Origin of the sequence: Pseudomonas sp. JL2 (assembly GCF_031570495.1) — a bacterium.
GTDB lineage: Bacteria > Pseudomonadota > Gammaproteobacteria > Pseudomonadales > Pseudomonadaceae > Aquipseudomonas > Aquipseudomonas rhizophila.
In genome coordinates this window covers 122122-141040 of the sequence record NZ_JAKUDH010000014.1, presented here as the reverse complement: position 1 = coordinate 141040, position 18919 = coordinate 122122, and the positions used below count along the sequence as shown (strand labels likewise).

21 protein-coding genes, 1 tRNA gene and 4 pseudogenes are annotated in these 18919 nt (G+C 53.5%); 18 read left to right on the top strand and 8 right to left on the bottom strand.

Features of this window, described 5'->3' with window-relative positions:
- The first annotated feature begins 53 nt into the window (after positions 1–53).
- The 5 genes from MKS85_RS18660 to MKS85_RS18640 all read left to right on the top strand — a co-directional run bounded on the left by MKS85_RS18660 (position 54) and on the right by MKS85_RS18640 (position 4126).
- Entirely contained in the window at positions 54–407 is a 354-nt protein-coding gene (locus tag MKS85_RS18660; RefSeq protein ID WP_017737053.1) for a co-regulatory protein PtrA N-terminal domain-containing protein, read from the top strand.
- A 165-nt stretch (positions 408–572) separates the two neighbouring features.
- On the top strand, positions 573–1109 hold the full coding sequence (locus tag MKS85_RS18655) for a plastocyanin/azurin family copper-binding protein (protein ID WP_310663104.1): 537 nt from the start codon (positions 573–575) through the stop codon (positions 1107–1109).
- Between the two features lie 93 nt (positions 1110–1202).
- Positions 1203–1454, top strand: coding sequence for a DUF2933 domain-containing protein (locus tag MKS85_RS18650; protein WP_310663103.1), 252 nt, complete (start codon positions 1203–1205; stop codon positions 1452–1454).
- A 2-nt stretch (positions 1455–1456) separates the two neighbouring features.
- The gene (locus tag MKS85_RS18645) at positions 1457–3814 is read left to right on the top strand and encodes a heavy metal translocating P-type ATPase (RefSeq protein WP_310663102.1); all 2358 of its coding nucleotides are present in this window, start codon (positions 1457–1459) and stop codon (positions 3812–3814) included.
- Positions 3815–3925: 111 nt separating this feature from the next.
- Entirely contained in the window at positions 3926–4126 is a 201-nt protein-coding gene (locus MKS85_RS18640; protein ID WP_081609245.1) for a heavy-metal-associated domain-containing protein, read from the top strand.
- A gap of 117 nt (positions 4127–4243) precedes the next feature.
- On the opposite strand, the pseudogene flgB reads toward MKS85_RS18640, so the two are convergent.
- Positions 4244–4656 (bottom strand): annotated as a pseudogene (gene flgB, locus MKS85_RS18635) (flagellar basal body rod protein FlgB).
- Positions 4657–5040: 384 nt separating this feature from the next.
- On the opposite strand from flgB, the gene MKS85_RS18630 reads away from it, so the two are divergent.
- The 5 genes from MKS85_RS18630 to MKS85_RS18610 all read left to right on the top strand — a co-directional run bounded on the left by MKS85_RS18630 (position 5041) and on the right by MKS85_RS18610 (position 9932).
- Positions 5041–5247, top strand: a complete 207-nt coding sequence (locus MKS85_RS18630) for a co-regulatory protein PtrA N-terminal domain-containing protein (protein ID WP_017737049.1) — start codon at positions 5041–5043, stop codon at positions 5245–5247.
- Positions 5248–5466: 219 nt separating this feature from the next.
- Positions 5467–7443 carry a copper resistance system multicopper oxidase gene (locus MKS85_RS18625; protein ID WP_310663101.1) on the top strand — a complete coding sequence of 659 codons (1977 nt, stop codon included), beginning with the start codon at positions 5467–5469 and terminating at the stop codon, positions 7441–7443.
- A gap of 232 nt (positions 7444–7675) precedes the next feature.
- Positions 7676–8650: a copper resistance protein B gene (locus MKS85_RS18620; protein WP_310663113.1), complete on the top strand. Its 975-nt coding sequence runs from the start codon at positions 7676–7678 to the stop codon at positions 8648–8650.
- A 9-nt stretch (positions 8651–8659) separates the two neighbouring features.
- Positions 8660–9475 (top strand): cytochrome c, encoded by an 816-nt coding sequence (locus MKS85_RS18615; RefSeq protein WP_081609244.1) that lies wholly within the window; start codon positions 8660–8662, stop codon positions 9473–9475.
- Entirely contained in the window at positions 9465–9932 is a 468-nt protein-coding gene (locus MKS85_RS18610; protein ID WP_081609243.1) for a DUF411 domain-containing protein, read from the top strand. Before MKS85_RS18615 ends, MKS85_RS18610 begins: the two co-directional genes overlap by 11 nt.
- 161 nt (positions 9933–10093) lie before the next feature.
- Here the strand turns inward: MKS85_RS18610 and MKS85_RS18605 are convergent, their stop codons facing one another.
- Genes MKS85_RS18605 through MKS85_RS18590 form a run of 4 tightly spaced genes read right to left on the bottom strand, consistent with a single transcriptional unit; the run spans position 10094 to position 11945 of the window.
- Positions 10094–10276, bottom strand: a complete 183-nt coding sequence (locus MKS85_RS18605) for a DUF1289 domain-containing protein (protein WP_084317634.1) — start codon at positions 10274–10276, stop codon at positions 10094–10096.
- Between the two features lie 3 nt (positions 10277–10279).
- Positions 10280–10651, bottom strand: coding sequence for a hypothetical protein (locus MKS85_RS18600; RefSeq protein WP_310663100.1), 372 nt, complete (start codon positions 10649–10651; stop codon positions 10280–10282).
- Between the two features lie 41 nt (positions 10652–10692).
- Positions 10693–11658: a CDF family Co(II)/Ni(II) efflux transporter DmeF gene (gene dmeF, locus MKS85_RS18595; RefSeq protein ID WP_310663099.1), complete on the bottom strand. Its 966-nt coding sequence runs from the start codon at positions 11656–11658 to the stop codon at positions 10693–10695.
- Positions 11659–11669: 11 nt separating this feature from the next.
- On the bottom strand, positions 11670–11945 hold the full coding sequence (locus tag MKS85_RS18590; protein ID WP_028621219.1) for a metal/formaldehyde-sensitive transcriptional repressor: 276 nt from the start codon (positions 11943–11945) through the stop codon (positions 11670–11672).
- A 359-nt stretch (positions 11946–12304) separates the two neighbouring features.
- Here MKS85_RS18590 and MKS85_RS18585 point away from each other — a divergent pair, with 359 nt between their 5' ends.
- Positions 12305–13612, top strand: coding sequence for an MFS transporter (locus MKS85_RS18585; protein WP_310663098.1), 1308 nt, complete (start codon positions 12305–12307; stop codon positions 13610–13612).
- Between the two features lie 357 nt (positions 13613–13969).
- On the opposite strand, the gene MKS85_RS18580 is transcribed toward MKS85_RS18585, so the two are convergent.
- Entirely contained in the window at positions 13970–14269 is a 300-nt protein-coding gene (locus MKS85_RS18580; RefSeq protein WP_048377475.1) for a metal-sensing transcriptional repressor, read from the bottom strand.
- 514 nt (positions 14270–14783) lie between these two features.
- On the opposite strand from MKS85_RS18580, the gene MKS85_RS18575 reads away from it, so the two are divergent.
- Positions 14784–15521, top strand: coding sequence for a HupE/UreJ family protein (locus MKS85_RS18575; RefSeq protein ID WP_310663097.1), 738 nt, complete (start codon positions 14784–14786; stop codon positions 15519–15521).
- A 12-nt stretch (positions 15522–15533) separates the two neighbouring features.
- Positions 15534–16175 (top strand): transmembrane anchor protein, encoded by a 642-nt coding sequence (locus tag MKS85_RS18570; protein WP_310663096.1) that lies wholly within the window; start codon positions 15534–15536, stop codon positions 16173–16175.
- Positions 16176–16441: 266 nt separating this feature from the next.
- On the opposite strand, the pseudogene MKS85_RS18565 reads toward MKS85_RS18570, so the two are convergent.
- Positions 16442–16597, bottom strand: a pseudogene (locus MKS85_RS18565) (transporter associated domain-containing protein); the annotation flags it as partial.
- A 286-nt stretch (positions 16598–16883) separates the two neighbouring features.
- Here MKS85_RS18565 and MKS85_RS18560 point away from each other — a divergent pair.
- The 5 genes and pseudogenes from MKS85_RS18560 to MKS85_RS18540 form a co-directional block, all read left to right on the top strand.
- Complete coding sequence (locus MKS85_RS18560) at positions 16884–17279, top strand: hypothetical protein (protein ID WP_310663095.1); 396 nt, start codon at positions 16884–16886, stop codon at positions 17277–17279.
- A gap of 99 nt (positions 17280–17378) precedes the next feature.
- Entirely contained in the window at positions 17379–17777 is a 399-nt protein-coding gene (locus MKS85_RS18555) for a hypothetical protein (RefSeq protein WP_310663094.1), read from the top strand.
- Positions 17778–17901: 124 nt separating this feature from the next.
- Positions 17902–18153 carry a DUF2933 domain-containing protein gene (locus tag MKS85_RS18550; RefSeq protein WP_310663093.1) on the top strand — a complete coding sequence of 84 codons (252 nt, stop codon included), beginning with the start codon at positions 17902–17904 and terminating at the stop codon, positions 18151–18153.
- Positions 18154–18156: 3 nt separating this feature from the next.
- Positions 18157–18339, top strand: a pseudogene (locus MKS85_RS18545) (YHS domain-containing protein); the annotation flags it as partial.
- A 31-nt stretch (positions 18340–18370) separates the two neighbouring features.
- Positions 18371–18613, top strand: a pseudogene (locus tag MKS85_RS18540) (LysR family transcriptional regulator); the annotation flags it as partial.
- 201 nt (positions 18614–18814) lie between these two features.
- Here the strand turns inward: MKS85_RS18540 and MKS85_RS18535 are convergent.
- Positions 18815–18891 (bottom strand) — tRNA-Pro (locus MKS85_RS18535).
- Between the last annotated feature and the right edge of the window lie 28 nt (positions 18892–18919).

The window sequence follows — 18919 nt, the reverse complement described above, 5'->3', positions numbered from 1 at the left end:
CTTCAGCATGAAACGTTTGGGAGCCGGAAAACAATTCCATAAGGAGTTGCCCCATGAATCGCCTGAAAATGCTGTTTTTTGTGAGCTCAATACTCGTCTCAGCTTCTGTATGGGCTGAAAGTGGCGGAGACCGGGTGATAGAGCGTATGGAAGGTCTGCGCAACAAGGCAGAAGCAGTCCTGATACAAGCTGAAAAAGCCCCTGAAGGTCAGCGTCATGTCCACATGACCGAGCATATGAAGATGCTGGGAGAGCTCATGAGCCAACTCCATAAAGATCATCCAGACGCCTCAATGTCACCTCAGCAGCACCTCGCCTGGATGGAAAAGCACGACAAAATCGTCGATGACGTTTTGAGCCAAATGCAGCGCGAGCACAAATTGATGCTTTCAGAGAACCACCAGTGAGCAACTCGCTGAAAAGAGCTTTTTGAAAAGTCTTGTTGAATGCGGCGTCATCTGGACGCCGTATTTATTTCGAAAACTGACAGAAATGTAGTGTTCAGGTCAGTTAACTGGCAGCTCCGTGTCTTTAGCATAGCCAGTGCTCCCACACTTACTCTCGAGGTCACTATGAAAGCTAAGCTCGTTACCCCTGTCATCGCAGCAATCACTCTACTCTTCGGTGCTACGGCTATGGCCAGCGCAGGGCATGGGAAAGAGGACATCGGCCAGCCTGGAGTCGCCTCTGAGGTTACCCGTACGGTGGAGGTCGAAATGGGCGATATTTTCTTCAAACCTGAAAGCATCGACGTAAAGCCTGGTGAAACTATTCGATTTGTCCTTCGCAATGAGGGTTCGCTGCTGCACGAGTTCAACATCGGCAAAGCCGCTGCTCATGCAGCACACCAAAAAGAAATGGCAAGCATGTTCCAGAACGGAACGCTTAACCCCACCGGTACCGGGAAAACGATGAGCGGTATGAGCCACAGCATGGGTGGAATGAAGATGGTCGGAATGCAACACAACGACCCGAACAGCGTCCTGATTGAGCCTGGCGCAACCCAAGAGCTGATCTGGACCTTCAACAACAGCACAGGCCTTCAGTTTGCCTGCAACGTGCCAGGGCATTATCAGTCAGGGATGGTTGGTCCGTTTGACCTGAAGTAAGCCGGATCTGGCTGCTAACACCGCTTCGACGCACGAGTTGGCTACGCTCTGTCGCAGAGATCACAGCAACACTTACACAGTGGAGTTTAGATCATGAATAACCATCAACATCCGGATGGAAACACCACCGCACCATTTTGGAGGCGCAAAACAGGCGTTGTACTAATCATGCTCATTGCGATTGGTGCCTTCTACGTGTTGCGGGAGCATTTCAGCCACGTTTATCCATTTTGGCCTTATCTAATTCTGTTGATCTGTCCATTGATGCATTTTTTTGGACATGGACATGGCGGACATAGCCATGGCGATCAGGCAGCAACCTACAAGGACGAAGAAGGGAAATAGCCATGCCTACCATATCGAGCCACCACGACCACAGTCACGCCCATGCTGCTCCGCTCAATGACGATGATCTACGTGACCCGGTGTGCGGAATGGCAGTCACTTCATCAAGTGAATTTGGTGAGTCTTATCAGGGACAGACGTATCGATTCTGTAGCCTGAAATGCCAGGAGAAGTTTCGAGCTGATCCTGAACGCTTCAGCGGTAATGTTTCGAGCGCCGAATCCCGCGTCACCACTCCAGAGTCTGCGGTACAAACAGGCACTGAGTTTACCTGTCCGATGCACCCGGAAATACGCCAGCCCGGACCCGGCAACTGCCCTAAATGTGGCATGACATTAGAGCCGGTCATGCCCGCGCTCGATGAAGAAGAAAATCCTGAACTCCGGGATTTCGCCCGCCGCTTTTGGTGGTCGCTGCCATTAACCGTGATAGTGACCGTGCTCGCCATGGCGGGACACTCGCTACAACTCCTCCATGGCTCGATCCAAAACTGGATCGAGTTCGCTCTGGCGACACCGGTGACTTTATGGGCAGGTTGGCCCTTTTTTGTAAGGGGCATAGCCTCTGTTAGAAATCGCAGTCCAAACATGTGGACTTTGATAGGTTTGGGTACCGCCGCAGCCTACCTTTACAGCGTCATGGCAACGTTCTTACCCCAAAGCTTTCCCGCTACCTTTATGCAAGATGGACGTATCGGCGTCTACTTCGAAGCCGCCGCGGTCATCATCTCGCTCACCTTGCTTGGGCAGATTCTTGAGCTCAAGGCCCGATCGCAAACTTCCGCCGCCATTAAGTCCCTTCTCGGTCTATCGCCCAAAACCGCACGCCGGATTAATGCCGATGGCCAAGAGGAAGACATTCCTCTCACCCATGTTCACCTAGGAGACCACTTGCGGGTCAGGCCAGGTGAAAAGGTGCCAGTTGATGGTTCAGTACTGAAGGGTGAAAGTGCGGTGGATGAGTCCATGCTCACTGGCGAGCCAGTGCCGCTAATGAAGAGAGCTGGAGATAGCCTGATCGGCGCCACGCTGAATACACATGGGAGCTTGGTAATGAAGGCGCAGAAGGTCGGCGCCGAGACCATGCTGTCACAGATCGTACAGATGGTCGCTCGGGCTCAGCGCTCCAAAGCACCAATGCAACGAATGGCCGACTCGATTGCTGGCTACTTTGTGATGGGTGTTATCACGATTGCGATACTGACATTTGTCGGTTGGGGGCTTTTTGGCCCTGAGCCCAGTTGGGTGTTTGGTCTGATCAACGCTGTCGCCGTGCTGATCATCGCTTGCCCCTGTGCGTTGGGTCTTGCTACGCCCATGTCGATCATGGTTTCGACAGGTAAAGCGGCCAGCATGGGTGTGCTGTTCAGGGATGCCAGTGCCATCGAAAACCTTTGCAAAATCGACACGCTGATTGTCGATAAGACAGGCACCCTGACAGAGGGACGGCCAGTGTTTCACAGTGTGGAGGCCACACCCAGCTTCAATCCCCACGATGTTCTTCAGCTGGCTGCCAGCCTTGACCAGGGCAGCGAACATCCCTTGGCTCATGCAATCGTCGATCACGCCCGAACCGAGAACATTAAGCTCACCAAGCCAGAATCCTTTGAGTCTGGTTCAGGTATCGGGGTCACTGGCATCGTTGATGGCAAGAAGATCCAGCTTGGGAACACCGCGTTGATGGAAGCCGCAGGCGTGAGGACCAAGCCCCTACAAGAGCGTGCAGAGTTGTTGCGACTTGACGGCATCAGCATCATCTACCTTGCAGTCGACGGGGTATTGGCAGGGTTGTTGGCAGTATCAGATCCAATTAAGCCGACCTCCAAAGAAGCAGTCACCAAGCTCAAGGCTGATGACATCAAAATCATCATGGCTACTGGCGACGGGCTCACCACCGCTCGGGCTGTCGCCAGGGAGATGGGGATTGATGAAGTCCACGGTGAAGTGAAACCTCAGGACAAGGAGCGTCTGGTCGCAGATCTCCAGCAATACGGCCGGAAGGTCGCCATGGCTGGTGACGGTATCAACGATGCACCGGCCCTGGCGCGAGCAGATGTGGGCATTGCCATGGGGACAGGGACTGACGTTGCGATGAATAGCGCGCAACTCACGCTGGTAAAAGGCGACCTGATGGGGATTTTACGAGCACGGGCTCTTTCGGTCGCAACAGTAAAAAACATGCGGCAAAACTTGGGTTTTGCCTTTCTTTACAACTCGATGGGTATCCCTCTTGCCGCAGGCTTGCTCTATCCACTGACGGGACATCTCCTGTCGCCAATGATCGCTGCCATCGCCATGAGCATCAGTTCTGCATCTGTAGTTTTCAATGCATTGAGACTGAGGAGTACCCGAATTGACTGAGCTTCAACGGCACTCACAACCCGAAACAGATAACTGTTGACCTTGCCATCGTGTCAACGTTGATGCTGTCGGTGCGGTGAAAAGAGACCGCTCAGCACGAGAGGAATAACCATGTTCGTCTTAGATGTATCAGGCATCGGTTGCGGCAGTTGCGTCAGCAAAATCACCAAAGCGATTCAGTCACTGGACAACGAAGCTACAGTTTCCGTGGATCGGTCAGCCGGTAAGGTGAGTGTTGAAAGCAGCGAAAGCCCAGAGCAGGTTCGTAAAGCTGTCGAGGCGTTAGGTTTTCCTTCCCTGATCAGCGCTTGAATGCTGGCACCTTTCCAAGGTCAGAGCCCCGTATACAGGGGGCTCCCCTTGGTTAACCCTCAGGGAGTACCAAAGCAGCCACGTCTGCCACAATTACCGCTCGCAAGCCCTGCGCTACTAATTACCTCGCAGAGCTTTGAGCAAACCTTTGAATGCTCCATTCAACCTAGTAAAAGCGGCGTCGAAACGTATTCCATTTTCTGTGTACTTTGCGATCTCGACCTGCTGATCGACAGTATTTTGATCAATGGCAGGTTGAGCTGGTGTGCTGTAAAGCAAAGCACCTCCGTAAATATCACTTGCTGATTCTTTTTCGGTAATGTGTTTTACACTTGTTGTTTTCAAAGAAAGCGGAGTAGCAGGAGTTTTTTTGTCTGGCTTGCAAGCACAGTAGAAAAATCTAAGTCTCGGACCTTGAAGTTCGGCGTTTCAGCGTTTGCGATATTGTTACTCAGGATTTCAGCTCTTTTACTACGATAAATTAACTTTCTTTCTGCGGAGCCAAGCGCTTTCTCAAAATTAATACTCACACTCAATCACCCTCAGTAGTGTTGCTATTTTCCATAAGCATCGAATACTTAAATGTTGACGCGGTGCATCCAGGCTCACATATGCAGTTCCAGTGCAAAAACTAAATAAACGTCTGCACCTTGAAAGCTATCGGATGCTTACAAAGTTACGCACCTCAAACTGATACTCAGTAAATAGCGGTGTGACGCTGAAAGATCTAGACCTTACGGATTAAATAGCGTGTTCCTCAAGAAAAATATCGCAACTGACACAACTGTAATATTCACCTAAGGTTCCTGACAGGGGATGAGTCTTATAGTCCTATTGAGCCTTAAGCTCTCCCCTAAGAATCATCACTTGATGTGGATTCGAGGGGTTATCAATACTCATCCGAGGAAATACAAATGAATCCCATCAAAACTTTGCTCATCATCGCAGCCCTGACCGCCTCTTCTTTGGCAATGGCTGAAGGCGGTGGTGACCGGGCGTTCGCACGTATGGAAGTGGCTAGGAATGATTCAATGGAATCGTATCAAGTAGCCCAAAAGCAAAGCACCCAACCTCCCATCGCAGAAAGCCAAGCCAAAGCGATGGACCACAAGAATTGCTGAATAGCTTGCTGCGTTCCCAAGCTGACAGAAATGTAATCACTGTGGTGGTTCAAATGTGGCAATTTCTGAGCTCGCTTGCCGTAAGAACTCGTTTTTAGTGACGGCGAGCGAGCTCATTCGGGCTCATTACAAACCCCCGAGGAGAGCGCCTTCACCTGTTTGAGCAACTCATTGGTTGTTTCGCACGGCTTCCCTTTTGACTGATCGGACATAAACGGCATGCATTCCAAAACCTCTAGGCGGACATTCGTTAAAGGCCTGGCCGCTGGTGGCATTCTCGGCGGCCTTGGCCTGTGGCGCACTCCTGTATGGGCAGTGACCAGTCCTGGTCTGCCGAGCGTTCTCACCGGTAACGAATTTGATCTGTTTATTGGTGAAACCCCTGTAAACATAACTGGCTCGCCGCGCACAGCCATGACCATCAATGGTTCGTTGCCCGGACCTTTGCTGCGCTGGCGCGAAGGCGAGACGGTCACACTGCGTGTGAAAAATCGCCTAGACCAAGACACCTCAATTCATTGGCACGGGATCATTCTGCCCGCCAATATGGACGGTGTACCGGGTTTGAGTTTCCATGGCATCGCGCCCGATGGCATGTACGAGTACAAATTCAAGGTGCATCAGAACGGTACGTACTGGTACCACAGCCACTCTGGTTTGCAGGAGCAGGCAGGCGTTTACGGTCCAATCGTCATCGACTCGAAAGAGCCTGAACCTTTTCAATACAACCGCGACTATGTGGTGATGTTGACTGACTGGACCGATGAAGATCCTAGTCGCGTCATGGCCAAACTCAAGAAGCAATCGGACTACTACAACCACCACAAACGTACCGTGGGCGACTTTATCGACGACGTCAGCAAGCAAGGTTGGTCTGCTGCCGTGGCCGACCGGAAGATGTGGGCTGAAATGAAAATGAACCCCACTGATCTCGCAGACGTCAGTGGGGATACTTACACCTATCTCATGAATGGCCAGGCGCCTAACGGTAACTGGACCGGTATTTTCAAGCCGGGCGAAAAGCTGCGCCTGCGCTTTATCAACGGCTCAGCTATGAGCTATTTCGACGTCCGCATCCCTGGTTTGAAAATGACCGTTGTGGCGGCTGACGGCCAACATGTCAAACCAGTCAGCGTCGATGAATTCCGCATCGCCGTGGCAGAAACGTATGACGTGATCGTAGAACCTGCCAGCGAAGAGGCTTACACAATCTTCGCCCAGTCCATGGATAGAACCGGTTATGCACGTGGAACCTTGGCAGTTCGCGAAGGATTAAAGGCACAGGTACCTGCGATCGATCCTCGGCCGCTTTTGACCATGGATGACATGGGTATGGGCGGTATGGCGGGCATGGACCATGGCAGCATGGCTGGTATGGGCGGCGGCGATATGAAACAAGGTGACATGTCAGGCATGGCTGGCATGGACCACAGCAAAATGGCGGGAATGGACCAAAGTGACATGACCGGGATGACCGGCATGGACAGCGGTGACATGACTAACATGACCGGTATGGACCACAGCAAGATGGCAGGAATGGACAAAGGCGACATGTCCAACATGGCCGGTATGGACCACAGCAAGATGGCGGGAATGGACAAAGGCGACATGTCCAACATGGCTGGCATGGACCACAGCAAGATGGCAGGGATGGGCAGTATGGGTGGCGAAATGCAGACTCACCCAGCGTCCGAAACCAACAACCCGTTGGTTGACATGCAAGCCATGAACCCAACGCCCAAGCTAAACGATCCAGGCATCGGGTTACGAAACAATGGTCGTCGAGTGCTCACCTACTCAGACCTGAAAAGCACTTTCCAAGACCCTGACGGTCGCGAGCCCAATCGCACCATTGAGCTTCATCTGACCGGTCACATGGAGAGGTTTTCGTGGTCCTTCAACGGCATCAAATTCTCTGACGCCGAGCCGCTTCGTCTGAAGTATGGGGAGCGTCTGCGTATCACCCTGGTGAACGACACCATGATGACCCACCCCATCCACCTTCACGGCATGTGGAGCGACCTTGAAGATGAGAACGGTAAGTTCATGGTGCGCAAGCACACGATCGACATGCCACCAGGTACCAAGCGCAGCTATCGAGTCACCGCCGATGCCTTAGGTCGCTGGGCCTATCACTGCCACCTGCTTTTCCATATGGAAATGGGCATGTTCCGTGAAGTACGGGTTGATGAGTAAAGGAGACGATCTGTGAGCACATACCTAAATCGTAAATCGCTGGTCGGCTGCCTCTTTGCCGTCGGCTTGGTGGGTGGACTCTCGTCCGTGGCGCTGGCAGTCGAAGATAGTAGTGTTCATTCAGCTGCTACTCCTGCGAAATCAACGAGCAAGCCTGCAACTACGACAAACGAGTCAAAGCCCGATCACGGGTCAATGGATCACAGCAAGATGAACCATGAGTCGATGGATCATGACCAAAAAACCAAAAAGGCAGATTGAGATCATGACCAGTAAGTTTTTACGCCCAACGTTGATGGCACTGGCAGTCTCTACCAGTCCTGCTTTCTTTGTCGTGGCTCATGCCGCTGAAGAGATGGATCACTCCAAGATGGACCACGGCTCAATGGGAGCTATGGACCATAGCAAGATGGGGGCTATGGATCACAGCAAGATGAGTATGGATGACGGGCAAATGAACGGAATGAAAAGTATGGATGGAGGGGCGGCTACCACCAGTCGAACCCCAGTCCCCATACTTACCGACGCTGACCGTGCAGCCGCCTTTCCAGATGTTGCTGGTCATGGTGTCCACGACAAAAAACTCAACTCCTTCATGCTGCTGGATAAGTTTGAGTACCAGGATGCTGACGACGGTAGTGCATTGGCCTGGGATGCAAAAGGATGGATCGGCGGTGACGTTGACCGACTGTGGTTGCGCTCGGAAGGCGAACGTACCAATGGCGTAACGGAAAACGCTGAACTATCAGCACTTTGGGGGCACTCCATCGGTCCATGGTGGGATGTCGTCACCGGCGTACGACAAGACTTCAAGCCCGGGTCACCACAAACTTGGGGAGCGCTCGGTATTCAGGGCATGGCCCTCTATAACTTTGAAGCCGAAGCGACTGCCTACATCGGTGAGAACGGTCAAACCGCTGCTCGATTGGAAGGCGACTACGACATTCTGCTGACCAATCGCCTGATCTTGCAGCCGACGGCCGAAGCCAATTTTTACGGAAAAAATGATCCTCAGCGCGGCATTGGGTCTGGATTGGCAAACACCGAAGTAGGGCTCCGATTGCGTTATGAGATTGTTCGCCAATTTGCCCCTTACATTGGGGTTAGCTGGAGCCGCTCCTACGGCAATACGGCAGACCTGGCCAGCGATGAAGGAGAGGATGCGAACGAGGCGCGATTTGTCGCCGGTATTCGGATGTGGTTTTGAGGGCCTGACATGAAAAGAACATTGAAAACATTGACTGCTGCCGGGGTGGTCGCCGCAATAATAGGTGCCGGCGTGGTGTATTTTGGTGTGATCAATGTAGGGGCGGATGATCCGCATTTCGGCCCCGTTCACTCACTTCTTTCCACTGCTCGGGATCGCTCGATTGCTGTGCGCTCACGCGATATTAAAGTCCCCGACCTGAGCGAAGAAGCTCTCATCCGCGCAGGTGCTGGCAACTACAACGCTATGTGCATCGGTTGCCATCTGGCTCCGGGTATTGCAGGAACCGAGTTAAGTAATAGCCTTTACCCTGCACCTCCGAATCTTTCAAAACTGGGCGTTGATGGAAACCCTGCCGCAGCTTTCTGGATCATCAAGCATGGAATCAAATCCACAGGCATGCCCGCTTGGGGTAAAAGCATGGCCGATCCCTACATCTGGGGAATGGTCGCTTTTCTCCAGCAGTTGCCTTCATTGGATGCAGAGCAATACAACGCTCTAGCAACCAGCAGCGATGGTCATCAACACGGTGGCGGCGAGAGCAAAATGCATAACCATGAAGGCCAGCATGAGGGCCAAAAAGGGGCTGCCGCTGGGCATCATGATGCGGGTGCAGCCGAAGAGATAGCCGAAGCAGGCGACCATCATGGCGAGAGAAACAGCGCCCATGCCCATGAGGCGGCCTCAGCGCCTTCTCAGGATGAAAGTACCGAACACGCCCATCCTCAGGTTGTGGAGGCTTCACATGACGCTCCTGCAACTTCGGCCGTTCAGCCAAAAACTCATACCCACGCTGATGGGAAGGAGCATACCCATGCGAAATAACTTACTTCGTCCCGGTCGGGCACTTCGCCTCGCTGCATTCGCGGCTTTGTTTATCAGTTCAGCTGGTCATGCAGCAGAGTCGCTGACGATCGACGTCCATCGTGACGCTAACTGTGGATGCTGCAAGAAGTGGATCCAGCACCTTGAAGCTAACGGCTTCACCGTCGTTGATCATGTAGAAACCAACATGAGCGCTGTCAAGCAGGATCTCGGTGTTGCTCCACGACTCTCGTCCTGCCACACAGCAATGATCAATGGAAAGTTTGTTGAAGGTCACGTGCCCGCCGAGCAAATCATTGCGATGAGCAAACGTGACGACCTTCTCGGGATCGCCGTTCCTGGCATGCCGGCTGGATCTCCAGGCATGGAAGTCAACGGAAAACATGATGCTTATCAGGTAATCGGGCTGACCAAAGCCGGCGCGGATCAGGTCCTTGCTGAATACCCCGGCAATTAATCTGGCCCTGTCCATCTAACGCTGCATGGCTACCGTCCACCATGGCCATGCAGCGAGAAATGCTTTGTCCATTACGTGTTCAAGCAGTAGAAGAAGTCGTAAGGGGGCCGAGGACAGCAACAAGGGAGGACGCAGTACAACTGTGGCCTAAACTGCGGCGTTCAATTGTGCTTTTTTTGCAGGCTTTTCAGGCGCAGGGTCGCGCGTTGTACAGCGGCCATCTTTTCTGGACGCTTCATCCGCTTCCATTTTCTGATGTCTTCCTTGGTGCGACCGCAACTCAAACATAGTTCGCTGTTCAGCTGGCAAACGGAAATACATGGGTTTTCGATGTCCTTGGCCATGGTTTAACTCCGCGTGGATCGTGTACGTGTTAAACGCTGCCGCCAGTCACCGGCATTCGACCGCTGACATTGCTCTTCAGTATCGAAATGCACGTTGGCCGACACCTGATTGACGTGAACATTCGCTTCACTTAACGCCAGGATCGTCAGTTCGAGCATCCGCTTGTCTTGCCCATTGGCAAACACCTCATCCCTGTTGGCATCGGTGTCGAAGACCCAAACAACCATCAGACTGGAGGGGAATCGCGCGTAATCCACATTGTGAGTCAACCAAGAGAAGCCCACGATCTCCGCTTTGGCCGTCTCGCAGGCCTTGGTCAGGGCGGCAATCAGACGACGCTCGATTTGCGCCTGATCTCGTTTGCTCAAAAGCATATCTCGATCCTTTTTCATCTCAGTCGACTATGCGTTCATTTCTAAGCCGGAACGGAGGCTTGAGCCGGTGAACCAGTTCCCAGCTTCGTGCGGTATTCAACAGTCAGATGCGTGACTTCATGAACCGTAGCAAGCCGTTCTCGTATGTCTTCGGCGTTCACTGCTGGGCTGCCCAGAACACTCACAATCGCGGCCCGGGCTTGCGGCCCCACCTGCCAGACATGAAGATCAATGATCGAAGCATCTCCAGGCGTTTCAACCAGTTCACGAATTTCTTGGGCGACATGTTCATCTGTCTGGTCGAGCAATACACCCGCAGTCACCCGCATCAACGACCAAGCCCAGCGTGCAATAACAACTGCACCCACAATCCCCATTACAGGGTCGAGCCATACCCAACCAAGGTATCGGCCAGCAAGCAACGCAGCGATGGCCAGAACCGAGGTCAGGGCATCGGCAATGACGTGAACGTAAGCAGAGCGCAAATTATTGTCGTGACCATGCGCATGGTGAGATTGATCGTGGCCGTGGTCATGTCCATGGTGATGATCATGTCCACCAGAAAGCAAAAGCGCGCTCACGACATTCACTGCTAATCCGACAACTGCGATAAGAGTCGCTGTCCCGAAGTGCACTTGAGTCGGTTGAAAGAGACGGAATAGCGATTCTCCGGCAATTCCCAAGGCGACCAGTCCCAAAATCAGAGCAGAAGCGAAGCCACCCAAGTCTCCCACCTTGCCAGTTCCAAAACTGTAGCGAGCACTTGTGGCATGTCTTTTTGCGTAACCGTAAGCAGCTGCGGCTATGCCAAGTGCTCCCGCGTGCGTTGCCATGTGAAAACCATCGGCAAGCAACGCCATTGAGCCAGTGAGATAACCTGCGGTGATTTCAGCAACCATCATTACGACGGTCAGAGCCACCACCCACAAGGTTCGCTTGGCGTTTTCTTCATGTGATGTCCCCAGGAACATATGGTCGTGGGAATAGTCGGTGAACGAATTACTCATCTGGGCAAATCCTATTTGGAATAGCGGCGAATGGCTTCGAGAAGCTCATCGACGCCTTTCGCTCTTTCTTCGTTGCTGAGTGTCGGATTCGCGACATGTTCACGAGCGTGGTCTTCGATGATTTCATCCATCAGCCCATTGATAGCGCCACGGGTCGAAGCGACCAAAAGCAAGGTTTTCGAGCAGTCATCATCAGAGTCGAGTGCTCGCTCAATCGCCTGGATTTGCCCAGCGATTCGCTTTACGCGCTTGAGAAGATTGTCTTTGCTCGATCTCACATGACCCATACCATACCCCCCCTACCTATAATGAAATTATGATCACACGTTCCAACTAGCCATACAAGCCAGGGAGGGAATACATCCGACCGGCAGCGTCGCAGCATTTGAATGCTGCAATCGAAACATTGAGCACGTCGCCTCGCCGTGCAGAACCAATACAAGCCGGCGGGCGGGCCCGCACTTCAATCATTCGATAGATGGCGTAGCGCCTATTTCTTGAGCTGCCATGGACTATGATTTAGGATCGAACTGTATCCCCCTAGGGGGGATATTCGCATTGAACAGAGGCGAAACCAGCTGATTGCGTCCCTTCGTGAAAAGTTAGGTAACCGCCTGGTCATGCACTTCGCCACCTGAGATCTTCCATGCTGAAAATCCTAGCCAACCGAACCTACCGTCATCTCTTTCTCGCCCAAGTAATCGCGCTCGTAGGGACTGGACTCGCCACTGTCGCTCTGGGCCTGCTGGCGTTCGACCTTGCGGGCGCCCAAGCAGGTGCTGTTCTCGGCACAGCGCTGGCGATCAAAATGACGGCCTACATTGGCGTTGCACCAATCGCGGCGGCTTTTGCTGAACGTCTACCCCGTCGAGCGATGCTGGTCTCGCTGGATCTGGTGCGAGCACTGGTCGCGCTCGCTCTGCCGTTTGTGACGGAAGTCTGGCAGATCTACGTGCTGATTTTTGTTCTCCAGTCAGCCTCGGCGGCGTTCACCCCGACATTTCAGGCAACCATTCCAGACATCCTGCCGGATGAAGACGACTACACCCGCGCCTTGTCGCTATCACGTCTCGCCTATGATCTTGAAAGTGTCGCCAGCCCTATGCTCGCCGCCGCGTTGCTGACCGTTATCAGCTTCCATAACCTGTTCGCCGGCACTGTCATCGGTTTCCTCGCTTCAGCGGCCCTGGTCGCCACAGTGGTGCTGCCAAAGGCGAAGCCGACGCCACAACGCAGCATCTACGAACGAACTACCCGTGGCATGCGCATATTCCTGGCCACCCCTCGCCTACGGGGGCTGCTGGCTCTTAATCTGACAGTAGCTGCTGCCAGTGCCATGGTCATCGTCAATACGGTGGTGCTGGTGCAGTCGCGCTTCGCTCTGCCTCAGAGTTCTACGGCATTGGCGCTGGCCGCGTTTGGTGGTGGCTCCATGGTCGCGGCCCTGGTCTTGCCACGCCTGTTGAAAAACATCAAAGACCGAACGGCCATGCTGTTTGGAGGAGGAATACTGGTTGCAGGCTTGGCCGTTGGCATCAACCTGAGCACCTACAACTTCCTGCTGCCGCTGTGGATGTTACTGGGCGTGGGCTATTCCTTGGCTCAGACCCCAAGCGGTCGGCTGTTGCGTCGCTCAGCACATGCCGAAGATCGCCCGGCGCTGTTTGCCGCCCAATTTGCTCTATCCCACGCCTGCTGGTTGATTACCTACCCATTGGCGGGATGGTTGGGTGCCAACATCAGCCTCACAGCGTCGTTTGTTGGGCTCGCTGTCGTGGCAGGTAGCGCACTGGTGGTCAGTATTGTGATCTGGCGTCCTGCTCATGACCAAGAGTCGATCAAACACACCCATGAGAACCTGCCGGATGATCATACTCACCTCGACGGCCAAGATGGTGCAGATCACGAACACCCGTATGTGATCGACGATCAGCATCGCCGCTGGCCAAGTTGAGGGGGCTTTAGTTTCAAAGATTTGCCAAACCTCAGACCAGAAACCGTAGAGCTTGCAGAGCGACAAGATGGCCCGAATAGAACCTTTAGCCCCACTGCCGCACAGGCCAAAACGTGTAGGTGAACGCCTGACACAGAATCCAGAGTCTGATCAGCGGCGCAACGAACGCAGCGCTTAAGACCAGAGATGAATAGACTTCCAAATCCAATGCCCTGGTTACGATGCCGCTACGAGTGCTGCCCAGCAGACATAAAACCGCTGGTAGCAACCAAAGAACACCAGACCTCTTGATCGCTAACAAGACAGGCATGTGCCCTGCCCTGTTGCAGCAGTTCAGCGAAGTTGGGCATTTCAGACCTAGAGATACTTGGTGATTTGCTTGAACGCTTCCAGTGGTGCGCGCTCGCCATTGTTCAACGCCGAGACGGTGTCCTCCAGGCAATGATCAATGTGATCCTGGATGAGCGTGCGTTTGGCTTGGCACACCGCCTTTTCCACTGCATGCAGCTGCTGAGCAATATCGACGCACTGACGACCTTCTTCAATCATGGTGATGATGCCGCGTAAATGGCCATCCGCCCGTTTGAGGCGCTTGATGATCGCCTCGTGACTTTGGTGGGTGTGGGGATGGCTATGTTCGTGTTCTTGCTCACTCATGACTTGAGCCTCAGGCCTCAATGAATTACGATGGCATCCTATCCCCCCTAGGGGGATATGGTCAAACGTATTGCGGCCACAACAAACGAGTTAGAACCCCGGACACTATGCTCAACAGATCCCTGACAACGACAGTGGTATTCGCACTTGTTCTCGCCATGTTTGTGGCCTGGGCTGGGCATACCTATACGTTGTCGGTAACGACGAAACCGCCTGCCTGGGAGATCGCGCAAGACGCCTATCACTCCCATGAAGAGCGAGCCGAGATGTCGTATGCGAGCTGCTCGGATCACTATCACTCCCCGTTGACCCCTGACCATCAGCACGAAACGCCACAGCTCACTTCCGAGTTGAGTTTGGCCGCGCAACCGAAGCTCTCTATGCAAGTCGATGCACCACGCTATTCCGTTCCCCGCCCGCCGATTTTCTTGATCGAGCGGCCACCCCGTCCTTCGTTCGCATCCTGACCATGGCCGCACTGCGGCCTTTGATTCCTGCAACGTAGGATTGATCTATGTATTCGCACTCGATGAGCGGCGTTGACGCATTTACTGCGCCTTCGCGTCGCCTGCTACTGCTGCTGTTTTTATTTGTCGCATCACTTTTCCTCGCAATGCCCGAGGCGATGGCTCATGCCGTCGCCGAAGGTGACAAGGGATTCATCCAGGAAAGCTCCGGCGTCATGTTGCTGCCCTTCATCTACATGGGCGCCAAGCACATGATGACGGGCTACGACCACTTGCTGTTTCTGTTCGGGGTGATCTTCTTCCTCTACCGCCTGAAAGATGTTGGGCTCTACGTCACGCTATTCGCCATAGGCCACTCGGTCACGCTGCTGCTGGGTGTGCTGACTGAGATCAGCATCAGTTCTTACATCATCGACGCCATCATCGGTTTTTCGGTGATGTACAAGGCGCTCGATAATCTGGGCGCATTCCAGCGCTGGTTCGGTTTCCAACCCAACACCAAGGTGGCCACGCTGATCTTCGGTCTGCTCCATGGTTTCGGTTTGGCCACCAAGATCCAGGAGTACGAAATCTCGCCTGACGGCCTGATTCCGAACCTGGTCGCCTTCAACGTTGGTGTCGAGATCGGCCAATTGCTGGCCCTCAGCGCGATTCTCATTCTGATGGGGTATTGGCGGCGCACCGGCAGTTTCTGGCGCCACGCCTATACCGTCAACGTCGCCATGATGAGTGCCGGTTTCCTCCTGATGGGTTACCAGATCACCGGCCTATTTGTCTCCGCGTAAGGAATTCTGACCATGTTCAATACTCCGCTTCCAACTGTTAATGAATTGCTTAGCACTCGAAAACTGCTGCGTTCGACTGTCATCGCACTGCTGACTGCGGTTGGCCTGCTGGTGACCGTGGTCATGCCTGCGGAATACGCCGTTGATCCCACGGGTGTGGGCCGAGCCTTGGGACTGACCCAAATGGGCGAACTGAAGATCATCCTTGCCCAGGAAGCCTTGGCTGATGCCGCGCCACCGCAACCAGCAGCTCCAGCTCCAGCTCCGCAGGTTGCGCAAGTCCAACCTATTGCGAAACCTGTTGCTCAACCAGTGGCGGCACCTATCCCTGCTCTGAAGACCAATCAAATGACCGTCACGCTCAAGCCAGGTGAAGGGACAGAAATCAAACTGGAAATGCTGAAGAACATGACTGTTAGCTATGAATGGACCGCGGCTGGTGGGCCTGTGAACTACGACACCCATGGCGAGCCCTACAACGGTGAAAAGGGTTACTTCCACAGCTACAACAAGGGCAAGCAGGTCAAAGGTGATAAAGGTGAATTCACCGCCATTTTTGACGGCACCCACGGCTGGTTTTGGCGTAATCGCAGCAACAACGATGTGACCATCTCACTGAAAACGACCGGCGATTACTTGAGCGTCAAACAGTAACTCGAAGCGGCGATGGCTGTTCTACTGCCGAAAATGCAGCGCTCAGCCTTACCACAGCCCATTTATTTCATCCATTTTTGAAGAGTCTTCCCATGAAACCCCCAACAACGCTGATTCGTTCGATGGTCCTGATCTGCTTCCTTGGCCTGATGACGGCATGCGGTGGTGGAGAGAAAGGCGCAACCTCCGAAAGCGCTGAGCACGGCCATTAACACGAGTAACACCCTAAAAAAACAAGGCCGCAAATGCGGCCTTCGTTTCTACATTTATTCTTTACTCAACAACACCCTCCTCACCCGGCACTCTTCGACCTTTACAACCGTCATGCTCCACTCCTGCCACTTGAGCTTATCCCCAATGATCGGCAGACGATCTAGCTTGCTCATGACCAACCCCGCGAGCGTCTGATAGTCATCAGTTGACGTCAGCTCAGATTATTTGATTCAAAAAGCAGCTTCAGTCACTGCGACCGCTTGCACTCAGCTCACCATTAATAAAAAGGGCAATGAAGGGGGCGGTGCCCCACAAGCTGCTAGTAAAGAACGGCAAAGAGGGGTAAACCTTTGAAAGGTCGACGTAGACCTTACAATTTGACCACACCACAAGAGCCGACACCCGGCCGCATAAATTGATGTGGATCAACCGTGGCACTTCGATGTGCTGTATGTTGAAAAATCAAAACCCGCTAATCAGTACCGGAGATTCTCCATGTTCTGGTTTCGCCATCGTCAACCAACGTTCATACGCCTCGCCATCGTGCTGTGGGTGTTAGCGTTTGGTCTGGCAGCGACCCAGGGATGTCTGGTACAGCCCAGCCACAATCCGGCTACAACTCATGTCTCGCTGAACACCGCGCAAGATCACGATAGCCACGACACCCATGCCCTCGGTTGCCTTCAGCACTGCGCCGATGCGGCGATAGCTGTAAGTCCTTCGCTCCCTCTTCAAATATTTGACCTGTTCAGTTGGACGTTTCTGTTCCTGATCCCTGCGTTGCTGATTTTGTATCCCGCCAACCCCTCTGCTTTTGCCTTTCTTGCATTACGGCGCCCTGTACCGGCCAGACCGCCTGCCCGCCTGATTTTCGTCCGTTTCAACGATTAATCCGACCTTCTGCGCGCCGATCTTCGGCGCACTGTCTGACTGCGCCAACCCGGTGCGGCTTGGTATTACCTGAGTTGTCCTCACCCTTTGGAGATTGCCATGCATGCCTCATTGAAATTTATCCTCGCCACCCTGCTCGTGAGCAGCCCACTCATGGCCTCGGCAGTCGATGAGCATCACCCGGAGCAGACGCCGACCACGCCCGCTCAGACAAGCGAAGCAGCTACGCCGATGAAAAACAATGTCATGACCGAGCAAATGCAAAAAATGCAGGCGGCACACGACAAGGCAGCCGCCGCCAAGACCCCTGCCGAGCGACACGCCGCCATGCAGGAGAGCATGAAGACGATGAAGGACAGCATGGCCATGATGCATAAGAACTGTCATGGCATGGGCATGGCCGGCAACAAAGACGGCATGCAGATGGGAATGATGAACATGATGATGAAAATGATGGATCAGCAATCGAGCATGATGAAGATGCCGATGAGCAAGTGACGCGTACAAGCCTATAGGCAATGCAACGTCGGTTTTACCTTTGCCAATATGCCAAGGGTAAAACCTCCGCCCGTTGACCTATACGACATATCACTAACAGCACCTCCCTCAGGAGTACAGGTCCATGATGAATTCACCACATTCCGCTAACACCTCTCCAACATTTTGGAGGAGCAAACCCGGCATAGCGCTGGGCATGCTGCTGGTGATCGCGCTGTTCTATCTGGCAAGAGAGCACTACGGCCATATGCTGGGTTTACTGCCTTACATGATTTTGCTGTTGTGCCCGCTGATGCATTTTTTCGGGCACCACCACGGTGGTCACCGTCATCACGGCGAAACCTCAGCCTCAACCAAGGATGCGAACAGGCGTTAGCTCATGCCCACCCCTGAGCTTCGTTCAGAGCACGGCCCATTACTGAAGTCTGAACCCCAACTCACCGGCTCCCATGACCCGGCATGTGGCATGACCGTCAGTAACGACAGCCAGTTCAGCACGGAATATGAGGGGCAAAACTACCGGTTCTGCAGCCAGAAATGCCAAACGACCTTCAGTGCAGCGCCCGAGCGTTATCGAATATCTCAACTAAAAATCGAACAAGTCCAAATTCACCACGATGCTCGCGCTGGTTTCCGCCGGACTCGGCGTAGGGTTACTACCCGTCCATGCCGGGCGGGCGCTGCCCGCCAATGTCATTTCCAAACCCTCGGAACTGGGGAGCTACCGAGCAACCACTGGCCTTGCCTGGGTAGATCTAAACAGTGCAGTGAAAACCACAGTGTTCAGTTTGATGAGTGAGCTACTTCTTGACCCCCTTGGCTATGGTTCTCAATAAGAGAGAACAGCCTTAGTCACTCAAAACCCCAGGAAAGGAAGATAACGTCGATCCTAAACACCGTGTTAGAGCGCCAAAGCTGGCATCAAATCCCACGATTGCAGTGAGGATTCCACCGAGAGCCAGTCGTTTTGTAGGGGTAAAAACCCCAAAAAATAAAAAATGGTCGCGAGATAAAATCTCGCAACCCCTTGAATTATATGGTCGGGACGGAGTGATTCGAACACTCGACCCCTAGCACCCCATGCTAGTGCGCTACCGGACTGCGCTACGCCCCGACTAGGCGTGAATCTTGTTCCGTCTCTC